This window comes from Halomonas ramblicola, assembly GCF_030409215.1.
In the GTDB taxonomy this organism is placed as follows: Bacteria; Pseudomonadota; Gammaproteobacteria; order Pseudomonadales; family Halomonadaceae; genus Halomonas; species Halomonas ramblicola.
The window spans coordinates 155957-176403 of sequence record NZ_JAUFPL010000025.1; the positions used below are offsets into that span (position 1 = coordinate 155957).

21 protein-coding genes are annotated in these 20447 nt (G+C 69.0%); 14 read left to right on the top strand and 7 right to left on the bottom strand.

Translation table 11 applies throughout. The features are described 5' to 3' along the window. Together eutB and QWY80_RS09505 are read left to right on the top strand one after the other, a co-directional pair. The coding region (gene eutB, locus QWY80_RS09500; RefSeq protein WP_290230723.1) for a hydroxyectoine utilization dehydratase EutB at positions 1–940 on the top strand (940 nt) is incomplete at its 5' end. 104 nt (positions 941–1044) lie between these two features. Beyond that, complete coding sequence (locus tag QWY80_RS09505) at positions 1045–1989, top strand: cyclodeaminase (protein WP_290230727.1); 945 nt, start codon at positions 1045–1047, stop codon at positions 1987–1989. Positions 1990–2075: 86 nt separating this feature from the next. On the opposite strand, the gene QWY80_RS09510 is transcribed toward QWY80_RS09505, so the two are convergent. Next, on the bottom strand, positions 2076–2309 hold the full coding sequence (locus QWY80_RS09510) for a zf-HC2 domain-containing protein (RefSeq protein ID WP_353960446.1): 234 nt from the start codon (positions 2307–2309) through the stop codon (positions 2076–2078). Between the two features lie 225 nt (positions 2310–2534). Between QWY80_RS09510 and QWY80_RS09515 the strand changes: the two genes are divergently transcribed. The 4 genes from QWY80_RS09515 to QWY80_RS09530 all read left to right on the top strand — a co-directional run bounded on the left by QWY80_RS09515 (position 2535) and on the right by QWY80_RS09530 (position 5594). Next, on the top strand, positions 2535–3503 hold the full coding sequence (locus QWY80_RS09515) for a DUF3179 domain-containing protein (RefSeq protein WP_290230728.1): 969 nt from the start codon (positions 2535–2537) through the stop codon (positions 3501–3503). Then, entirely contained in the window at positions 3500–4045 is a 546-nt protein-coding gene (locus tag QWY80_RS09520; RefSeq protein ID WP_290230730.1) for a hypothetical protein, read from the top strand. The genes QWY80_RS09515 and QWY80_RS09520 overlap by 4 nt, the downstream gene beginning before the upstream one ends. 295 nt (positions 4046–4340) lie before the next feature. After that, positions 4341–4751 carry a hypothetical protein gene (locus QWY80_RS09525; protein WP_290230732.1) on the top strand — a complete coding sequence of 137 codons (411 nt, stop codon included), beginning with the start codon at positions 4341–4343 and terminating at the stop codon, positions 4749–4751. 159 nt (positions 4752–4910) lie between these two features. After that, a complete protein-coding gene (locus QWY80_RS09530; protein WP_290230733.1) occupies positions 4911–5594 on the top strand; it encodes a haloacid dehalogenase type II in 684 nt (227 codons plus the stop codon). 125 nt (positions 5595–5719) lie between these two features. On the opposite strand, the gene QWY80_RS09535 is transcribed toward QWY80_RS09530, so the two are convergent. Then, a complete protein-coding gene (locus QWY80_RS09535) occupies positions 5720–6676 on the bottom strand; it encodes a sulfurtransferase (RefSeq protein ID WP_290230734.1) in 957 nt (318 codons plus the stop codon). A gap of 263 nt (positions 6677–6939) precedes the next feature. On the opposite strand from QWY80_RS09535, the gene QWY80_RS09540 reads away from it, so the two are divergent. The 3 genes from QWY80_RS09540 (at position 6940) to QWY80_RS09550 (ending at position 10310) form a co-directional block, all read left to right on the top strand. Further along, a complete protein-coding gene (locus QWY80_RS09540) occupies positions 6940–9210 on the top strand; it encodes a hypothetical protein (RefSeq protein WP_290230735.1) in 2271 nt (756 codons plus the stop codon). A 120-nt stretch (positions 9211–9330) separates the two neighbouring features. Then, on the top strand, positions 9331–9663 hold the full coding sequence (locus tag QWY80_RS09545) for a hypothetical protein (RefSeq protein ID WP_290230737.1): 333 nt from the start codon (positions 9331–9333) through the stop codon (positions 9661–9663). Positions 9664–9749: 86 nt separating this feature from the next. Continuing rightward, positions 9750–10310 (top strand): DinB family protein, encoded by a 561-nt coding sequence (locus QWY80_RS09550; protein WP_290230739.1) that lies wholly within the window; start codon positions 9750–9752, stop codon positions 10308–10310. A 20-nt stretch (positions 10311–10330) separates the two neighbouring features. Here the strand turns inward: QWY80_RS09550 and QWY80_RS09555 are convergent, their stop codons facing one another. The 5 genes from QWY80_RS09555 to QWY80_RS09575 form a co-directional block, all read right to left on the bottom strand. Beyond that, the gene (locus QWY80_RS09555) at positions 10331–10531 is read right to left on the bottom strand and encodes a zf-HC2 domain-containing protein (protein ID WP_290230742.1); all 201 of its coding nucleotides are present in this window, start codon (positions 10529–10531) and stop codon (positions 10331–10333) included. Next, positions 10528–11127, bottom strand: a complete 600-nt coding sequence (locus QWY80_RS09560; RefSeq protein WP_290230744.1) for a sigma-70 family RNA polymerase sigma factor — start codon at positions 11125–11127, stop codon at positions 10528–10530. The genes QWY80_RS09555 and QWY80_RS09560 overlap by 4 nt, the downstream gene beginning before the upstream one ends. A gap of 138 nt (positions 11128–11265) precedes the next feature. Beyond that, positions 11266–11898 carry an ATP-binding cassette domain-containing protein gene (locus QWY80_RS09565; RefSeq protein ID WP_290230748.1) on the bottom strand — a complete coding sequence of 211 codons (633 nt, stop codon included), beginning with the start codon at positions 11896–11898 and terminating at the stop codon, positions 11266–11268. Further along, on the bottom strand, positions 11895–13580 hold the full coding sequence (locus tag QWY80_RS09570) for an ABC transporter permease (protein ID WP_290230751.1): 1686 nt from the start codon (positions 13578–13580) through the stop codon (positions 11895–11897). Before QWY80_RS09570 ends, QWY80_RS09565 begins: the two co-directional genes overlap by 4 nt. Before the next feature lie 35 nt (positions 13581–13615). Next, entirely contained in the window at positions 13616–14821 is a 1206-nt protein-coding gene (locus QWY80_RS09575) for an ABC transporter substrate-binding protein (protein WP_290230753.1), read from the bottom strand. Positions 14822–15020: 199 nt separating this feature from the next. On the opposite strand from QWY80_RS09575, the gene QWY80_RS09580 reads away from it, so the two are divergent. The 5 genes from QWY80_RS09580 to QWY80_RS09600 form a co-directional block, all read left to right on the top strand. Further along, on the top strand, positions 15021–15713 hold the full coding sequence (locus QWY80_RS09580; protein ID WP_290230756.1) for a hypothetical protein: 693 nt from the start codon (positions 15021–15023) through the stop codon (positions 15711–15713). Positions 15714–16003: 290 nt separating this feature from the next. Continuing rightward, on the top strand, positions 16004–17473 hold the full coding sequence (locus tag QWY80_RS09585; RefSeq protein WP_290230760.1) for an NfeD family protein: 1470 nt from the start codon (positions 16004–16006) through the stop codon (positions 17471–17473). 47 nt (positions 17474–17520) lie between these two features. Next, the gene (locus QWY80_RS09590; RefSeq protein WP_290230762.1) at positions 17521–18306 is read left to right on the top strand and encodes a slipin family protein; all 786 of its coding nucleotides are present in this window, start codon (positions 17521–17523) and stop codon (positions 18304–18306) included. Positions 18307–18695: 389 nt separating this feature from the next. Then, on the top strand, positions 18696–20186 hold the full coding sequence (locus QWY80_RS09595; RefSeq protein ID WP_290230765.1) for a SulP family inorganic anion transporter: 1491 nt from the start codon (positions 18696–18698) through the stop codon (positions 20184–20186). A gap of 1 nt (position 20187) precedes the next feature. After that, positions 20188–20447 (top strand): universal stress protein (locus QWY80_RS09600; RefSeq protein WP_290231009.1); only part of this gene is annotated, 260 nt, incomplete at its 3' end.

The window sequence follows — 20447 nt, forward strand, 5'->3', positions numbered from 1 at the left end:
CGCCGGCCAGGCGGTACGCACCCCGTTGGTGGCCTCCCCGGCGCTCTCCGAGCGCTTCGCTGCCGATATCCGCCTCAAGCTGGAGACCCTGCAGCCCAGCGGCGCCTTCAAGCTGCGCGGCGCCGTCAATATGCTTGCCGCGCTGCGCGAGGAGCGGGGGGCCGAGTCGCTGGCCGCCGGGGTGGTGACCGCCTCCACCGGCAACCACGGCCGGGCGGTGGCCCTGGCCGCCGCCCGGCTCGGGGTGCCGGCGGTGGTCTGCCTGTCGCGGCTGGTGCCGGCCAACAAGGTGGCCGCCATCGAGACCCTCGGCGCCGAGGTGCGACGCGTGGGGGAGAGCCAGGACACGGCCTTCGCCGAGGTCGAGCGGCTGGTCGCCGAGCGCGGCATGACCCTGATCCCGCCCTTCGACGACCCGCGCATCGCCGCCGGCCAGGGCACCATCGGCCTGGAGCTGATGGAGGACTGCCCGGGCCTGGACCGGGTGATCGTCGGCCTCTCCGGTGGTGGCCTGTTGGGCGGTATCGGTGCGGCGGTCAAGGCGATTCGCCCGGCGTGCCGGGTCACCGGGGTGAGCCTGTCGCGAGGCGCGGCCATGTGGGAGAGCCTCGAGGCCGGCCACCCGGTGGAGGTCGAGGAGGTCGAGAGCCTGGGGGACTCCCTGGGCGGCGGCATCGGGCGGGACAACTGCTGCACCCTGGCCCTGGTGCGCGAGGTCATGGACGACCATTACCAGGTCTCGGAGGGTGCCATCGCCCGGGCCATGGTCGACCTCCTCGAGCACGAGAAGCTGCTGGTGGAGGGCGCCGCCGCCGTGGGCCTAGCGGCCCTGGCCGAACACGCCATCGACGTGCGCGGCCAGTCGGTGGCCTTGATCCTCTCCGGCAACGGCGTTTCGCTGGAAACCTTTGACCAGGCTCGCCGGCTGGCAGGACGATAAGCGCCGAGCGCCGCTACGCTGGCGCCATCTATTCCGGGTGGATATCGCTTCGCCATAGCACCTGGCATGTCTAAGCTTGTCTTCCAGCTTTCGAGGAGGAGTCCATGCAGCTCTACCATCGCGATGCCATCGAACGGGCCGTGGGCATCGACCGCGACGCCCTGGCCGCCGTGGAGGCGGGATTCGCCGCCCTGGGGCGCGGCGAGGTGGTGCAGCCGCCAATCCTCTCCATGGCCATCGAGGAGGCCAACGGCGAGGTGGACGTCAAGACCGCCCATATCCGCGGTGCCGAGCGCTTCGCCATCAAGGTCAGCCCTGGCTTCTTCGACAACCCCCGACTGGGCCTGCCGAGCCTCAATGGCCTGATGATGGTCTTCTCGGCCAGGACCGGGCTGGTGGAGGCGGTGCTCTTCGACGAGGGGTATCTCACCCTGGTGCGCACGGCACTGGCCGGCGCCATCGCCGCCAGGCACCTATCACGGGAGGAGAGCCGCCGGGTGGCGGTGCTGGGCGCGGGCGAACAGGCCGAGCGCCAGGTGCAGGCGCTGCGCCTGGTGCGCGACCTCGACACCGTCGATGTCTGGGCGCGGCGCCACGAGGCCGCCGAGGCCTACGCCGATCGGCTGCGCGCCAAGGGGCTCGAGGTGAATGTCCACGACGGCGTCGGCGAGGCCTGCCGGCGGGCCGACATCATCGTCACCGCTACGCCGTCGCGGGAACCGCTGCTGCACGCCCGGGACCTGCCCGAGGGGGTACACGTCACCGCCATGGGCTCCGATGCCCCCGGCAAGCGTGAGCTGGACGCCTCGGTGCTGACCCGTGCTGACGCCTTCGTCTGCGACAGCCGGGCCCAGAGCGAGACCAACGGCGAACTCGAGGCCTTCGGCGGCGGCGAGCTGCCCTTCAAGGTCCACGAGCTGGGGCGGGTGATCGCCGAGGGGCAGCGGCTGCGCCTCTCGGAGGCCACCGTCACGGTGTGCGACCTGACCGGCACCGGGGTACAGGACACCGCCATCGCGGGGTTCGCCCTGGAGCGGTTGACCGGGTGATCGCCGTCGCCTCCGGTGCCCCGACCCTCGGTGCACGGCATGCTGGCGGCCTGGGCGACGGTCGAGCGAATCGACGAGAGACGGCATTAACTCCTGTCGGAAAAAGCATCGGGGTCCTTCCGTGTGCCTTGCGGGATATCGCCCTTGAAGCGACGACGGTACTCACCCAGAAGGCGGAATTGCGCCTGGCACCGGGAGCAGGCGCGGCACATGGCCAGGTGAAGACGTAGAGACAGGGACTCCCTCCAGGTCAGCCGGGTATCCAGCCGCTTGGACATCAGGCGAGTTGCCTCCTTACAGCTCGAGTGCTTGAGCATCATTCTTCCTCCATTGCGGACCGGGTAGCATGCCGGCCCGTCCTCCTGTGTCAGTCGCAGGGCACTGGCCTTACAGCCACAGGGAGCCGGTGTAAGGATGGAGGTGTCGGTCAGACAGAACTGAACCTCGTCATGCAATCGGCCTCGGCTGAGGGGGCAGAGATGTCATCTCCCGGAAAATCATTCATGGCGTTGTGCCTCTTCCTGGGATGGGGAGGAGGGATGGCCGTGGCGGCATCCCCACCGGTACTGCCCGAGCCGTCGGGGAGCGTCATGCACGACCTGGCGGCGTTTCGCCAGGCGGTGAGATCCGGTGGGCCGCCCAAGGATGGCATCCCCTCCATCGACCGGCCGCACTTCGTGGCGGCCGAGGACGCCGGGCTGGCCGATGAGGAGATCGTCATCGGGCTCTACCTGAACGGCGAGGCCCGGGCCTACCCGCAGCGTATCCTGGTCTGGCACGAGATCGTCAACGATGAGGTGGCGGGGGAGGCGCTCAGCATCACCTACTGTCCGCTGACGGGCACGGCCCTGGGATTCAGGCGGGGCGATACCGAGTTCGGTGTCTCCGGTCGGCTGGTCAACAGCAATCTCGTCATGTATGACCGTGCCACGGACAGTGAGTGGCCACAGATGCTGGGCGGCGCCATCGCCGGTGAGCTGGCCGGGCGGGGGCTGGAGGAGGTGAGGCTGTTCTGGACCACCTGGGGGGCCTGGCGGGCGCGGTATCCCGAGACCCGGGTACTCAGCGAGCGGACCGGCCATGTGCGCAACTATCGCCACGATCCCTATGGCAGCTATGTGCCGTTGCGTGGCTATTACCGTCCCGACAGCGGCCGCCTGTTCCCGGTCATGCACGACGACTCGCGTCTTCCCCCCAAGGCACCGGTGTTCGGCCTGCGGGCGCCCGAGGGCGCGGTGGCCATCACCCTGGAGGCCTTGAGTCGGGAAGCCGTCATCGATGTTGCCCTGGGTGAGAGTACCTACACCATCATCCATGACCCGGGGCTGGAGACCGGTTGGGCCTATCGCAACTCCGAGGGGGAGGCGATCGACCATGACGCCCTGACGTTCGGGGCGACCGGTATCGAGGGACCGGGCATGGCGGCCCTGGAGCCGGTGCACGGCTTCGAGGCCATGTGGTTCGCCTGGGCGGCCTTCTATCCCGATACCGAGCTCATCGGAGTGGCTCCATGAGCGTTGGGCGGCCAGGCCTGGGCGGAGTGCTGGGCTCGCCGGGACGATGCCTGACGCTCGGGCTCATCGCCTGCGGCTATGCGTTGCTCTATCTCTGGCTCGGTGGGGATATCGCTGGCGGTGGCAGCGGTTGGCAGGCCAGTTTCCCCGCCTGGTCACGACTGCTGGAACCGCGGGGGCCCCTCCAGTTCGAGCCGGTGGGGCTGCTCATGGCCGGGCCCCTGGTCTGGACGTTCAGCCCGCTCAATACCCTGCTGTCACTGCTCATGGGGATGCTGCTCGGGCTCAACCTCCTGGTCGGCTGGCGGCTGTGGCGACTCCCCAGGCGCTGCTCGCTGCGCGGCTCGAGCCTGGGCCTGCTGGCCGTGCTGCCCGGCCTGCTGGCGGGTGGCGCCTGCTGCGCTCCGCTGTTGGTGATCTGGCTGGGGGTGCCGGTCGCCGGTGCCGTGGCCGGGCTGGCACCGCTGTTGGTGCCGGTGGCGCTGTTACTGCTGCTGGCTGGCCTCTGGCTGGGCCTGCGACAGCTGGCGCAGGCGGAATGACCCCACTGGAAAGCGACCCGCAAGACACCGAGAAACCGGCACGACGACCGGGTGGAAGGTCGGCCGATTCGTCGCGTTCCTGACGATCATTTCCTCGAGTTTAGGACACCTCTCCTTTGTCGGTTATCGACTGCTTGGCTTACGGATTTTTTTAGACTGTTGAAGAAGAAATATAACCGAATTAATCCTTTGAAAGCGCGATGATAATCGTAAGATTCAGGTGGACGGATGCTACCAAGGAGCAAGGATTCACGATCCGTGATCCGATGCCATTGGGTGGAAAAGGAGAGAGATCATGAAACGCGCAACCTTCATCATGTCGGCCCTTATCGCAGGTGTCATGACCGCAGGAATGGCCGGGCAGGCCGTCGCCATGCCGAACGCCCCTACCTGGGCGCTTCAGGAGGGAAACTCGCCCTCTCGGCTGATACCGACCCTGGATCGTTATCATCTGGATGTCGACGCCCGCAGCCGGCTCCAGGTGGCCAGTCAACTCTGGAGTCATGGGGCGGATGGCAGCAGGGTGTCGGCCCTGCTGAAGGACGAGCAAGGAAATGTCGTGGCTCGCTCGGATGCTAGGGGACACAACTTCGTCCTGACGCAGTCCCTCGAGCCCGGTCGTTATATCCTGGACGTTCATGGCACCCGGCTAAGCGGTCGCAAGGAAACGACCCAGCGCTACTATCTGACGACCGAGTTGAACTGATGCCGTCGGTCTGGCTCGGCCAGGGTCGAGCCAGACCATCCCGGATTGCCTTCCATTACCGATCACGGTCTTGCCGGCCTCCTGGCGAGACCCTTGAGTCCCGGCGCATCAGGCGCCATGCTCTGGCTTCGTTACCCCTGAACCTTAGGAGCGGAGCGGATGGCAACGGTACTGGCCTTCGATGTCTACGGCACCCTGATCGACACCCACGGCGTGGTCGCCGAACTGGAGGAACGCCTGGCCGGTCGCGGGCATGGCGAGCGAGCAGCCGAGTTCTCCCGGCGCTGGCGTGACAAGCAGCTGGAATACAGCTTCCGCCGCGGCCTGATGGGCGCCTACGTGCCCTTCGACCGCTGCACCCGCGAGGCCCTGGAGTTCACCGACCGGGCGCTGCAGACCGGGCTCGGCGATGGTGACAGGGACCACCTGATGGGCGTCTACGGGCGTCTGCCGGCCTTCCCCGAGGCGGCCGAGGCGCTGGCGCGCTTCGCCGAGGCCGGCATCACCTGCGTGGCCTTTTCCAACGGCACCCGGGAGGCGGTGGAGGGGCTACTCGAGCGGGCCGGCATCCGCGAGCGCTTCGAGGCGGTGGTCAGCGTCGACGAGGTCAAGCGCTTCAAGCCGGACCCGGCGGTCTACGCCCACCTGCGCCAGCGGCTCGAGGTGGCACCCGGCGATACCTGGCTGATCTCCAGTAACCCCTTCGACGTTATCGGCGCCCGCCACGCCGGCCTGCATGCGGCCTGGGTGCGGCGCAGCCCCGAGGCCCCCTTCGATCCCTGGGGCATCGAACCGGACATGACCGTGGCCGATCTCGATGCCCTGGCCGAGCGGCTGACCTAGCGGCCCGCCGCGCTACCGGGCAATCCGTATCTCACGCGATGCGTAGGCGAATCCGACAGGCTGTCGGGCAATGAAACGCCCCGCGGGCGGGGCCGCGGGGCGTATGGCAGGATCGTCTGCGCCGGTTATTCGACCAGCTCACCGACGCTGACGGTGCCGCGGTCGGCCAGCTGCACGGGACGCGCGTCGTCGCGGGTCCAGGCGGCCATGGAGCCGTCGTACATGGTGGCGGCCTCGAGTCCTCCGATCTCGCTGAGCTGGAACCAGCCGCTGGCGGCCCAGTGGCCGGTGTTGCAGAAGGCCACGGTGGGCGCCTCCCGGTCCAGCCCCAGTTCGTCGATGTGCGCCGACAGCGCCTCGGCATCCAGGTAGTAGGCCCCGTCGCGTTCCACCAGGTGGCTGTCGTGGGGCAGGTTCACCGACCCCGGGATGGTGCCGGGCACCCGGGCCGCGGGCGACTGGGTCTCGCCGTTGAAGAAGGCCGGCGGCCGGGCGTCCACCAGTTGCTCCCCGGCCTCGCGCGCCGCCTCCACCTCCTCGGTGGTGGCCAGCAGCGCCTCGCGCAGCTCGCCCTCGAAGCGCGCTGCTTCCGGCGCCTCCACCGGCCCGCTGGCGACCTCGAACCCCTGCCGCTGCCAGCCGGCGAAGCCGCCGTTGAGGACCGTCACCTCGTCGTGGCCCAGCGCCTTGAAGGTCCAGTAGACCCGGGCGGCGCTGCCGAAGTCGGTGGGCCCGGTGCCGGCCGATACCACCACCACGGTGTCGTCGTTGTCGATGCCCAGGCCGCCGATCAGCGCCTCGAGGTCGTCGACCTCGGGCATCAGGCCGGCCACCCCGTCGCGGTCCTCGCGCCAGCCGGCGTCGGTATAGTTGCTGTAGCGGCTGCCGGGGATGCGCGCCGCCTCGAAGGCGTCGCGGTCGCCGCCGTCGTCGATGCCGGAACGCACGTCCAGCACCACCAGGTCGTCGCTGCCCAGCTGCCCCTCGAGCCAGTCGGCCTCGACCAGGGGGCCGGGATGCATGGCGAGGGCCGGGCCGGCGAAGGCCAGGCTGCCGGCGGCCAGAAGGAAGATCGCTTTCATCGGATACGCTCCTGTCGGGGAATGTGTCCAGCCTAGGCGGCACGGAACCCGCCAGGCAATGCGATTCTTGTATGAATTGCCGATCCCGTTATTTCCATATGGCATGAGTGGCCCGGCCACGATCTCGGCCCCCTTGCCTTTTCCGGGACGAAACCTCGATTCCCTGCTATCGCTGTAAGGCGGGGCGTCCTGTCGCGACAGAGCCCCATGTGACGATACCCAGGCGGGCATCGCCCGCAGCCTGGACGACGGGGGAGGGAAAGATGACGCAACCGCAAACGCCGCGGCGCTTCTGGCTGGGGGGCAAGCGCGCGGCCGAGCAGGACCGCTTCTTCCGCGAGGCCCTGGAGGCCCGGGGCTGGCAGCAAGGGGACGAGACCCAGTGGGACGCCGGCTGGATCACCGGCATGCCCGATCCGGCGCAGTTCCGGCATGCCGCTCCGCGGCGCAAGCTCAACCACTTCCCGGGCAACGCGGCCCTCACCGTCAAGAGTCGCCTCCACGACAGCCTGGGTGCCGTGCGCGAGCGTCTCCACGAGGCCTGGGGGCCGGACAGCGAGGCCGCCGAGCGCCTGGCGTTCTTTCCCCGTGCCTACCTGATGCCGCGCGACTATCACGCCCTGCAGGAGGCGGCGGTGGCGCGTCCCGAGCAGCGCTGGATCCTCAAGCCCACCAACGCCTCCAAGGGCAAGGGAGTCAGGGTGCTGCGCGACGTGGCCGCGGCCCCGCTGGCACGGGACTGGCTGGTCCAGGAATACCTGGCCAATCCCCACACCATCCGTGGCCACAAGTACGTGCTGCGTCTCTACGTGCTGATCAGCTCGCTGACGCCGCTGCGGGTCTACCTCTACCGCCAGGGCTTCGCCAAGCTGGCCTCCGAGCCCTGGGATCCGGACGACGCCGACAACCCCTTCAGCCAGCTCACCAACCCCGACATCAACGCCCTCAACGACAGAGCCGAAGTGCCGGTGGAGTTCATCGACCTGGAGCGCTATCGGGCCTTGCTGCGCGACCAGGGCCACGACGATGCCGCCCTCTTCGCGCGGATCGAGGACCTGGTGGCACTCACGGCGATCTCGGCGGTGGATGCCATGCGCCTGCGCACGGCCGAGGCCGGGGCCGATCCGCGGGGCTGCTATGAGCTGCTGGGGCTCGACTGCCTGGTGGACGACACCCTCAAGCCGTGGATCCTCGAATGCAATCTCAGCCCCTCGCTGGGTACCTGCGCCGCCCCGGAGAGCGGCGGTCGCGTCGAGGAGGCGATCAAGGGAGCCCTGGTCAATGACCTGATGCGGCTGGTGGACGTGCCCGGCGAGGCGCCGACGCCGTCGGACGGGGCCAGCGCGGCGTCGCTGCTCGCCGAGGCCGAGGCGGAACAGGCCCGTGCCGGCGACTTCCGGCGGCTGCTGCCCGCGTCGACGCCGGAACGCTATCTGCCCTGCTTCTCGCTGCCGGACCTCAGCGACTTCCGCCTGGCCGAGGCGTTTGCCGGCTACGCATTGCCCCGGCCGACGCTGGAGCGTCGTGAGGTGGTGGAGCTGTTTCACGGCGACGAGTTGGCCCTGCACGACCTGAAGCGCGGCCACTACTATCGGCCCAACGACAGTGCGGCGCTGATCTGGCTGCTGGCCACCGAAGGGCTCGATCCCGACGCCATTGCCGAGCAGCTCGACGAAGCCCTGGGCGATAACGCCACGGGCGATGCCGAGGCCCACCGCGAGCTGGTGTGGCGGACCCTGCACGGCTGGTGTCGCGACGGCTTGCTGCGTCAGCGCGGCGATGCCCCTGAGGAGGCGTCGCGAGAGACGTCGTCACCGCCCTTCCGGCGCGAGCTGCGTCTCGCCTTCGACGGCCATCACTGGGCGCTTTCGGTCGGCAGTGCCGCCGCCATGGCGCGGCTCGACGCGGCTTTCGCCGGTCGGCTTGGGCCGCTGCACGATGACGAGTCGGGACGCCTGCCGCGGCTGTCGATCCTGTGCGAGCCGGGCGGCGGTTACGCCCTGGCCAGCGACCAGACTCTGGTCGCCTCACGGCTCCCCCTGGCGCGCCTGGCGGATGTCCTGTGCGGCGAACTGCTGCGCCAGGCGGCCCTCCCGGACCAGGCGGTGATCGACGCTCCCCTGGCGCTGACCGCCGAGGGCGAGGGGTGGCTGTGTCTCGGTACGCCCGACGAGACCGCCATCGACGTCGTCAGCGGGCGAACCGGCAGGGTCTGCCGCGGGCTGCGGCTCTCCCTGGCCGACCCGAGCCGGGCCGAGCCCCTGGGGTTGCCGCTGACGGGGGCATCATCCCCGGTTAGCGACTGGCCCGAGAGAGTGGTGATCAACGGGGTGCTGATGCCCGATGGAGAGGGCGACTGGGCATCGGCGACCTCGACCCTGGAGGTGCTGGGGGCCCTGCTGCCCCGCGTGTGCACCACCCGGGACGACCCGCTGGACGAGCAGGGCGTCCAAGCCCTGGCCGCCTGGCTGATGGATCTCGCCGCCGGGGTCGCCGGTGGCTGCCGGTTCGAGCCGGCGGCGGCCGAGGGTTGAGCCGCCACCGGACGATCGACGATGGGCCCCGTGCCCATCGTCATCCGCGAGGCCGACGGAGTCGGCCCGCTGGCCATGCGACATGTTTCGTCATGTCGCTCACCGCTGAACGAGGAGGTCATGACCATGACACATCACGATGCAAGGCGCCGTCACCTGCTGAGCCGGCTGGGTCGCCGGCTTGGGCCGGCGGCACCCGCCCTGGCCCTGGTGGCCAGCGGTGCCGCCTTCCAGGCCCTGGCCGAGGAGGCGCCGGGGGAACCCGTCTACACCGATGGCCAGGAGGCGCCGCTGATGCTGGCGGCGGCCCATGAGGACGATGCCGAGGCCGAAGCCGAAGCCGAGGGAGAGGCCGAGGGTGAGGCCGAGGGAGAGGCCGAGGGTGAAGCGGAAGGCGAAGAGGAGGAAGAAGCGGAAGGCGAGGCCGAGGGTGAGGCCGAAGCCGAGGGCTGAGAGGCTTTCCTGCATGCCCGAAGGAATGCCGGGCCGGCTCTAACCGGCCGGTCCCGGCACGTCATTCCGCGACCCGGAGATCCGCCATGTCATACCCATCGCCGGAAGCTTCTCCCGAACTCGCTGCGCTGGTCGATGAGAACCGTCAGGCCCTGTGCCAGCTGCGCGACCTGCTGGCCGGGCTGTCGTCCTCCGCCTATGGTCGGGCCTGCGGTACCCTGGGGCGTCACTCCATCGGCCGTCACGTCCGTCACATCCTCGATCACTATGAATCACTGCTGAGCGCCGAGGCCGCGGTGCTGGACTATGAGCACCGACGCCGAGACCCCGGCCTGGAACGCTCTCCCGCACGCGCCATCAGGCGGCTCGACGCGATCGTCGTGGCGCTGGCCGACCTGGTCGAAGGCGCGGCATCCGCCCACGTGCGGCTGCACTACCCGCTCGGCGGTGGCGATGCACAGGCGCTGCCCACCAGCCTGGGTCGCGAGCTGGCCTTTCTGACCAGCCACACCATCCACCACATGGCGATCCTCGGCCTGCTGGCGGAGCGGCTCGGCGTGGCATTGCCCGACGATTTCGGCGTCCATCCCTCGACCCTGCGTCACTGGCAGCGCCAGGCCGAGGCACCACCGGTGAGGAGCGCCTGATCAGGCTGGGGCAGCGGGCCTCATTCCCGATCGCTGCGGGAAGCAAAGAGGCTGTCCGCGCGGCGGCGCCCGGCCTCATGCAGGAGCGTGAACTGCCGGTCGCATTGCCGGCAGGCGCCACACATGGCGAGGTGCATGCGCAGGGAGAGCGCCTCCCCCAGGCTGAGCTTGCGGTCCTGGCGCAGCGACATCAGCCGCGTGGCCTGACGGCACATCATCATGTCGTTCCCTCCTTCAGCCAGCCTTTCTCCAGGCAGGCGCGCAGCCGTAGCCGGGCACGATGCAGGATGACCCAGCAGTTGTTCTCGCGAATCTCCAGGGCCTGGCAGATCTCGGCGGTGGAGAGCCCCATCAGCTCCCGCAGCGAGAAGACCCGTGCCGCGCTGTCGGGCAGGGCGATCAGGCAGGCGTCGAAGACCTGCCAGAAACGCTCGCTCTCGAAGACGGCCTCGGGCTCCCCCCAGCTCGATGGCCGGGCCTCTTCCTGCCAGCGGCCGTTGTGCTGGAACTGGCGGTCGATGGCCTCGTCATCGCCCTCGTCCTCCAGCGGCATCAACTTTCCCTGGCGCTTCTGGGCGCGCAGGCTGTCGAGAATCTTGTACTTGAGGATACCGAAGACCCAGGTCTCGTAGCCGGAACGCCCGGCGAAGCTGGCATCCTTCTCGATGGCCGCCATCAGGGCGTCCTGGACGGCGTCCTCGGCCAGGGCGGCGTCCCGGAGATGCAGCCTGGCGAAGGCCAGCAGGCGTGGCCGCACGGCGGACAGCCGTTCCATGCGGGTGGGGGCGTCATCTCCCTGTGTCGAGTCGTCCATCATATGGGGGTCGCTCCGGCAGCGGGGCGGCGGGTATGCAGGGGCATCGGGCTCCTCCTCTTGGTCGTCACGGGTGGGCATGCCTTACCCTTAGGGTATGCCATCGACGCTGCCGGGGAACGGCGCCCCTGCCTGAACGACTCAGTGCGACAGCTCGATGACACGACCACCGGCATCCTCGGCGTCTTCCCGGTCATGGGTCACCAGCAGGCTGGGCAGCCCCGCCCGGCGCAGGTGATCGAACACCAGCCGGCGCATCTCGTGGCGCAGGTGGGCATCGAGCCCGGAGAAGGGCTCGTCGAGCAGCACCGCGCAGGGGCTGGAGAGCAGCAGGCGCATCAGCGCCACGCGGGCCTTCTGGCCGCCGGAGAGGGTGGCGGGGTCGCGGGGAGCGAAGCCGCCCAGGCCGATCTCCGCCAGGGCCCGGGTCACCTGGCCCTCGCGGTCCGTTGCCGCTGCCGGCAGGCCGAAGCGCAGGTTGCCGCCCACCGAGAGGTGCGGGAACAGCATGGGATCCTGGAACAGCAGGCCGATGCCGCGGCGCTCCGCCGGCAGGCCGGTGATGTCGTGTCCGTCCAGCCGGATACGCCCGGCGACCGTGAAGGCGGGGGGCAGGAAGCCGGCGATCCAGGCCAGCAGGGTCGACTTGCCGGAGCCGGAGGGGCCCATCACGGTCAGTACTTCCCCGGGGCCGATCCGGGCGTCCAGCTCGACCAGCGGGGTGTCGCCGAGGGCGATGCGGACCCGCTCGAGTTCGAGATGGTGGGCAATCATGGCGTGCCTCGCATATCGCGTCGATTCGTCCAGAGCAGCCGCGGCAGGCCCACGGCGACGAGGAAGCCCAGCAGCGGCAGGCTCGCCTGGAGCAGGGCCCAGACGCCGATCAGGCGTCGGTTGCCGCCCGCGGCCAGCGCCACGGCCTCGGTGGTGACGGTGGGGTGCCGGCCGGCGCCGAGCAGCTGGGTGGGCAGGTACTGGCCGATGCTGATCGCCAGGCCCACGGCCATGGCCGTCAACAGCGGGGCCAGCAGCAGCGGGAGGCGGACGCGCCAGAACACCCGCGCCGGGCTCGCGCCCAGGGTGAGGGCCAGCCTGGCCCAGCGTGGGTCGAGGCGCCGGTAGGCCTCGGAGAGCGACAGGAAGACGTAGGGCAGCACGAACAGCAGGTGCCCGAAGATCACCAGGCCCAGGGCGGGTCGCATCCCCAGCGCCTCCAGCAGCACCACCAGCCCGAACAGGAAGGCGATCTGCGGCACGATCAGTGGCAGGTAGAGCAGCGCCAGGGCCGCGGAGCCCGGGTGCCGGCCGCTGCGCTGCTCGTTCTCCAGGGCGGCCAGGGCCAGCAGCAGGGCGAGCAGGGTGGCGGCGCCGGCGACCACCAGGGTGGTGGCGACCGGCCCCGCCAGGTGGGGCAGGGCGCGTGACCAGCCCTGCAGGGTGAAGCCCTGGGGCAGGGCGTCGGGGAAGCGCCAGAAGCCGGCCACCGAGAACAGCGCCAGGGCGGCGAGCCCGGCCAGGGCGGCGAGGGTGGTGACGCCGATCAGGCTGCGTCCGGCCAGGCGCAGCGCTCGCTCCCCGCGCCGCCGCCCGCCGCCCTCCAGCCAGCGCCGGCCGAGGCGGGCTGCCAGCCGTTCCAGGCCCCACCAGACGGCCAGGGCGGCCAGGGTGACGCCCAGTTGCAGCAGGGCGCCGGCCGAGGCCATGAAGCGCCGGGACAGGTCGGGATCCTGGAACCAGCCGAGGATCGATACGCTGAGCGTGGGGGGCAGGGTGGGACCCAGAATCAGCGCCATGTCCACCACCGAGCTGGCGTAGGCGATCACCGCATAGACCGGCAGGCGGATCAGCGGATAGAGCGCCGGCGCCACCCCCTTGAGCCAGGCCAGGGTGGGCCGGTAACCCAGCGAGCGGGCCAGCATCATCCGTCGCTCCGGTCCCAGCTGGGGCAGGGCGGCCAGGCTCATCAGCAGCAGGAAGGGGATCTCCTTGAGGATCAGGCCGCCCATCAGCGCCAGGCCCAAGGGATCGTTGACCAGTTGCAGGTCCGGCGGGCGCGTCCAGCCTGTCAGGCCCGGCGAGGCCCAGCGGGCGAGCAGGCCGGACGGGGCGATGAGGAAGGCCAGGCCGAAGGCGGCCGCGGCATGGGGCACCGAGAGCAGTGGCGAGACCAGCCGGCGAATCCAGCGATCCAGGCGGCTGCCGGTGCTGGCGGCCAGGAACAGCAGCACCACCGCCAGGGCGACGGCGGTGGTCACCAGGCCGCTGGCGAAGCTGACCAGCACCGAGCGGGCCAGGCCGGGCTCGGCGAACAGGGCCCGCCAGGGCGCCAGCGTCAGGGTCTCGCCGCCCAGGGCCGGCAGGTAGCCGAAGGCCGGCAGGGCGGCCATGGCGATGCCGGCCAGCACGGGGCCGACCAGCAGCAGGACGATCGCCACCGGGGCCAGTCGCAGCAGCATCTCAGCGTTCCCGGCGTGTCGCAGGGGCGTGGCGCTCAACGCACATAGCGCTCCCGCCAGGCGTCCTGCAGGGCGGTCATCCAGCTGGGATGCGGCTCGGCGAGGGTCTCGCCCAGCGCCTCCGGCGGCAACAGTGCCGGATGGTCGTCATCGGTGTCGAAACGTGCCCGCTTTTCCGCCGGCAGTCGCGTCAGGTCGAGCACCGTGGGATCGCCCCAGACCTCGAGATCCTGCTTGCGCGCCTGGGCCTCCACCGAGAGCAGGAAGTCGGCCACCACCATGGCACCGGCCTGGTGCGGCGAGTTGTAGGGGATCGCCACGAAGTGCACGTTGCCCAGGGTGCCGCCCTCGAGCACGTAGCTGCGAACGCTGGGCGGTAGTTCCAGGTCGGCCACCGCGGCGGCGGGCTCCGCGGGGTTGAAGGTGAAGGCCAGGTCGAGCTCGCCGTCGCCCAGCCGGTTGCGCATCTCCGGCCCGCTGGCGGGGAACTGACGGCCGCTACGCCACAGGTGGGGATGCAGGGCATCCAGGTAGTCCCAGAGCGGGGCGGTGACCGCGGCGAAGTCGCTCTCCGCCACCGGGGCGTAGAGGGCATCGCGGTCCTCGGTCAGGGCGATCAGTGCCTGCTTGAGGAAGGTACTGCCGGTAAAGTCGGGGATGCGCGGGTAGGTGAAGCGGCCGGGATGCTCGCGGGCCCAGTCGAGCAGCGCCTCGATGCTGCGCGGTGGTGCCTCGAGGGCGTCGCCGTCGTAGTAGAAGGTGATCTGCGCCTTGCCCCAGGGTGACTCGTAGCCTTCGGTGGGCAGGGTGAAGTCGGTGACCACTTCGGGGTTGTGCTCGGGATGGGTGAGGGGGAAGTGGGGCAGCCGCTCGGCGAAGGGGCCGTAGAGCAGGTCGTTGTCGCGCATGGCGGCGAAGTTCTCGCCGTTGAGCCAGATCAGGTCCACGCTGCCGTCGTCGTGGTTGCCGGCCTGCTTCTCCGCCAGCACCCGCGAGACGGCGTTGCTGGTGTCGTCCAGCTTGACGTGCTCCAGGTCGATGTCGAAGCGCTCATCCACCCGGCGACCGACCCAGGCGATGTAGTCGTTGGTACGGCTGTCGCCGCCCCAGGCGTGCCAGTAGACCGTCTGGCCGCGGGCCTCGTCGAGGATCGATTGCCAGTCGGCGTCGGGTGAGGCGGCATGCAGTGGGGCGGCGGCCAGCAGGGCCAGCCAGGGGATGGCGAAGTGCGGCTTGGGCATGGGCGTTCCTTGTCGTCATGGGGTGGCGTCTGCCGGGCGGGGCCGACGCTGCGGATTGGTCGCGCCGGCACGCGTCCCCTTACAGCCTACTGTAAGCCCGCAATCCGTTGAGCGACCAACCCTTAGCCGCTGTCGATGCATGGCAGGGCCTGGGCGTCGTCAACGACGACCCACAACCAATAACAGCGAGGTGAACCGTATGACAACGCATGACGAGAAACGCCGTCGCCTGCTGGGCCGGCTCGGGCGTTGCCTGGTCTGTACCACTCCCGTGCTGGCACTGGCGGCGGGAGGCGCGGCCCTCCAGGCCTCGGCGGGCGACACGGCGTCGGGTACGGTCATGAGCGAGGAGACGCTGCTGCTGGCCAGCAATCAGGCCGAGGCCGAAGCGGAAGCCGAGGCAGAAGGAGAGGCCGAAGCGGAAGGTGAAGCGGAAGCGGAAGGTGAAGCGGAAGCCGAGGGCGAGGCGGAAGGAGAAGCCGAGGGCGAGGCGGAAGGCGGCGACAGCGCGGCCGTGACGCGTCCCGATGACTATACCCCGGCCTATCGCGAGGACGGCGCCAATGATCCCGAGCTGCTGGCTCGCGGCGAGGAGCTCTACTACGACACCTCCCTGAGCAGCAACGGCCTGGCCTGCGCCTCCTGCCACGGTAGCGATGGCGATGACGTGGGCTACAACGCCACCTTCGAGCAACCCTTCCCCCATCAGGTGGCGATGGCCAGCGAGCAGTTCGGCATGCCGGAGGTCCACGCCGACGAGATGACCCAGGTCTGCATGGTGGCGCCCATGGAGGCGGATCCCCTTCCCTGGGACAGCGAGGACCTGACATCGCTCTCCGCCTACATGGTGGAGGTGCAGAAGCGCTTCGCCGGCGAAGCCCACGATCTGTAGGACAGCCGTCGACGATGCAGGAGCCCGGTCCGCCATATGGCGGACCGGGCCCAGGAGGCCTGGTTTCAGGCAGCTTCGGGGCATCTACTCCCCTATCTTCCCGATCTGTCGGGTCAAGGGCTCGGCTTTCCTGTTGAACGGCGTCTCGGCGATACCGTGGCCAGCAATGGCGCGGGACGCCTCGGCGCTGGAGCGGTGAGCCTGCTAGTCTGGAAATCAGTAGAAGCTGAACCATGTTGCCGGGACGCGACTCCACAAGAGCAGAGCCAGCGTCAACGGAGGAGGGCCTCATGAGCCTGTGCCGCGTCACCCCGCTGCGACGCCTGCTGCTCGTCGTGAGCCTGGCCTGCCTGGCGTTCGGCGCCCTGATGGCCTGGCAGGCCGCCGCCCAGACGCAGGCGCGTACCGCCGTGGTGATGACGGTGGAGGGGGCCATCGGGCCGGCCATCGGCGACTACTTCAAGCGTGGCCTGGCGCGGGCCGTGGAGCGTGATGCCGAGCTGGTGGTGGTGCAGATGGACACTCCCGGTGGCCTGGATGCCTCCATGCGCGACATGATCTCCAGCATGCTCAACGCCAGGGTGCCGGTGGCGATCTACGTCTCGCCGGCCGGTGCCCGCGCGGCCAGCGCCGGCACCTACCTGCTCTACGGCAGCCACGTGGCCGCCATGGCGCCGGCCACCCACCTGGGATCCGCGACACCCGTGCAGATCGGCGGGGGTGGCCTGCCGGGGCTGGGCGACGAGGACGAGGAAGAGCCACAGGAGGAGGGCGACACCAATGCACCGGAGGACGCCGCGGAGGACGAGGCCGCCTCCGATGAGGAGGCCGAGCGCGACGCCGGTCCCCGTCGCGGCGAGACCGCCATGGAACGCAAGGTGCTGGAGGATGCCGTGGCCTATATCCGCTCCCTGGCCGAACGCCACGGCCGCAACGCCGACTGGGCCGAGGAGGCGGTGCGCGAGGCGGTCAACCTCACCGCCGACGAGGCGCTGGAACGCCAGGTCATCGACGTGGTGGCCAGCGACATCGCCGACCTCCTCGAGCAGATCGACGGCCGCACGGTGGTGATGGAGGGCGGTGAGCGTACCCTGGCCACCCAGGACCTGACCCTGGAGCGCTTCGATCCCGACTGGCGTACCCAGTTGCTGCAGGTGATCACCAACCCCAATGTCGCCTACTTCCTGATGATCATCGGCTTCTACGGGCTGATCTTCGAACTCTCCAACCCGGGCAGCCTGGTGCCGGGCACCATCGGCATCATCTGCCTGCTGCTGGCGCTGTTTGCCTTCCAGGTGCTGCCGGTCAACTATGCCGGGCTGGCGCTGATCCTGGTGGGCCTGGCGCTGATCGTCGGCGAGGCGCTGATGCCCAGCTTCGGCATCCTGGGTATCGGTGGCATCGTCGCCTTCGTGATCGGATCGGTGATACTGATGGACGCAGACAACCTGAGCATCTCGCTGCCCCTGATCGGCGGCGTCGCCCTGCTGGCGGCCGTCCTCATGCTGTGGGTCATGACCCGCTTCCTCGGGCTCCGACGTCGCCCGGCCCGCACCGGGCAGGAGGAACTCGAGGGCAGCGAGGCCACGGTGCTGGAGGACTTCGACTCGCAGGGCCATGTGCGCCTGCACGGGGAGCGCTGGAACGCCCGCAGTGCCCGGCCGTTGCGCCGAGGAGAGGTCGTGCGGGTGGTGGGCATCGATGGCCTGACGGTCGATGTCGAGCCGCTCGAGGGCGGCGAGCGAGACACGGATCACTGAGGCGCGGGCTCCGCCCGCGCCTTTCTCACCGACTGGGAGACGTAGCCATGATGCTTTCCTATCTCGTGCCGTTAGTCCTGCTGTTCATACTGATTGCGGCGTCAATCCGCATCCTGCCGGAGTACAAGCGCGGCGTGGTGTTCTTCCTCGGCCGCTTCCAGGCGGTCAAGGGGCCGGGGTTGATCATCGTCATCCCCGCCATCCAGAAGATGGAGGTGGTCGACCTGCGGGTGATCACCATGGACGTGCCGGAACAGGACGTCATCTCCCAGGACAACGTCACCGTCAAGGTCAATGCCGTGCTCTATTTCCGGGTGGTGGATCCCGAGAAGGCGATCATCCAGGTGGAGCACTTCGTCAATGCCACCAGCCAGTTGGCCCAGACCACCCTGCGTTCGGTGCTGGGCAAGCACGACCTGGACGAGATGCTCTCCGAGCGCGACAAGCTCAACGACGATATCCAGGAGATCATCGACAGCTCGGCGGAGGGCTGGGGCATCAAGGTGGCCAACGTGGAGATCAAGCACGTCGACCTCGACGAGAGCATGATCCGCGCCATCGCCCGCCAGGCCGAGGCCGAACGCGAGCGGCGCGCCAAGGTGATCCACGCCGAGGGCGAGCTGCAGGCCTCCAAGAAGCTGGTCGAAGCGGCCCACGTGATGTCCGCCAACCCGGCGGCCCTGCAGCTGCGTTACCTGCAGACCATGAACGACATGAGCAACAAGAACGCCTCCACCATCGTGGTGCCGTTGCCCATCGATCTGTTGGAAGCCTTCAAGCCAGAGCGTGGCGGCCGTTCCGCCGCGTCGCGTGGTGAAGCCGACGAGGCCTGAGCCAGGGGTGCCGTGCAGCACGAATTCTGGTAGACTCCGCCGCTCTTGTCAGGCATTGCCCTCGACCTTGGTCGAAGGGCGATGCCGAAACAGCGAGCAAGGGAACCTTACCGCGTGATGACTTTCTGCTCCGGGCCGATGGCTCTCCTCGCAGGGTTGATGACTCCGCCCTAGCGCACCCCCTCCCCATTTCCAGCCCCGGCGCCCCGTCACGGCGGCGCCACGGCCGGACATCGCGCCGCTGTCCCGGACGCCCCCGGCGTCCACCCCATGCCATGCCTCGATATCGCCCCACCGGCGCCAGACACCCTCGGGTGTCGGGGCAGGCACGCTCGCGACACGACCCTGGCGCCTCACGGCACGACAATCACCCCCGACTGGACCGCAGCATGTACGAAAAAATGAAACTGAGTTGGTTCTCCAACCTCAAGGGCGACACCCTGGCGGGTATCGTCGTCGCGCTGGCCCTGATCCCCGAGGCGATCGCCTTCTCCATCATTGCCGGGGTCGACCCCAAGGTGGGCCTCTACGCCTCCTTCGCCATCTGCGTGATCATCGCCTTCACCGGCGGGCGTTCCGGCATGATCTCGGCCGCCACCGGCGCCATGGCGTTGCTGATGATCACCCTGGTCAAGGAGCACGGCCTGGAGTACCTGCTGGCCGCCACCCTGCTCACCGGGGTGCTGCAGATCGTCGCCGGTTACCTCAAGCTCGCCGACCTGATGCGCTTCGTGTCGCGCTCGGTGGTCACCGGCTTCGTCAATGCCCTGGCGATCCTGATCTTTATGGCCCAACTCCCTGAATTAACAGGGGTTACATGGCATGTCTATGCCATGACGCTGGCCGGCCTGGCGATCATCTACGGCTTTCCCTATGTGCCGGTGATCGGCAAGTCGATTCCCTCGCCACTGGTGTGCATCGTGGTGCTGACCGCCGTCTACATGGCCACCGGCATGGAGATCAGAAGCGTGGGCGACATGGGCGAGCTGCCCGACAGCCTGCCGGTCTTCCTGTGGCCGGACGTGCCGCTCAACCTCGAGACGCTGATGATCATCCTGCCCTACTCGCTGATGCTGACCGTGGTGGGCCTGCTGGAGTCGATGATGACCGCCACCATCATCGACGATCTGACCGACACCAGGAGCGACAAGAACCGCGAATGCAAGGGGCAGGGCATCGCCAACATCGGCGCCGGCCTGCTGGGCGGCATGGCAGGCTGCGCGATGATCGGCCAGTCGGTGATCAACATCAAGTCCGGTGGTCGCCGCCGCCTGTCGACCCTGATCGCCGGCGTGGCACTGCTGCTGATGGTGGTGTTCTTGGCCGACTGGGTCTCCCAGATCCCCATGGCGGCCCTGGTGGCGGTGATGATCATGGTCGCCATCGGTACCTTCAGCTGGTCGTCGATCCGTGACCTCAAGAAGCACCCCATGAGCACCAACTTCGTCATGGTTGCCACCGTGGTGGTGACCGTGGGCACCCACAACCTGGCCATCGGCGTCTTCGTCGGCGTGCTGATCGCCGCCATGAACTTCGCCAACAAGGTGGGCAACATCCTCTACATCGGCAGCGAGGAGGTCGATGAGGGCAGCCATCGTGTCTACAAGGTGGTGGGCCAGGTGTTCTTCGCCTCCTCCGAACGCTTCGGGAATGCCTTCGACTTCAAGGAGACCGTGCAGAAGGTCACCATCGACCTGTCGCGGGCCCACTTCTGGGACATCACCGCCGTCCAGGCCCTGGACCGGGTGGTGATCAAGTTCCGCCGCGAGGGTACCGAGGTCGAGATGATCGGCCTCAACGAGGCCAGCGCCACCATCGTCGACCGCTTTGCGGTGCATGACGACCCGGAAGCCGTCGAGAAGCTGATGGGAGGTCACTGACATGACCGAACAGGTGATGGCCGCCATCGACGGCTCGAAGTTCTCGGAAGGGGTGTGCGACTACGCCGCCTGGGCCAGCCAGGCGCTGGAGGCGCCGCTGACCTTTCTGCACGTGGTGGACAACCATCCCCAGACCGCCGAGGCGGACCTCTCCGGCAACATCGGCCTGGGCTCCCGCGAGCACCTGCTCGAGGAGCTCTCCGAGCTGGAGGAGAAGCGTGCCAAGGTGGCCCAGGAGCAGGGCCGGCTGATGCTCCAGGC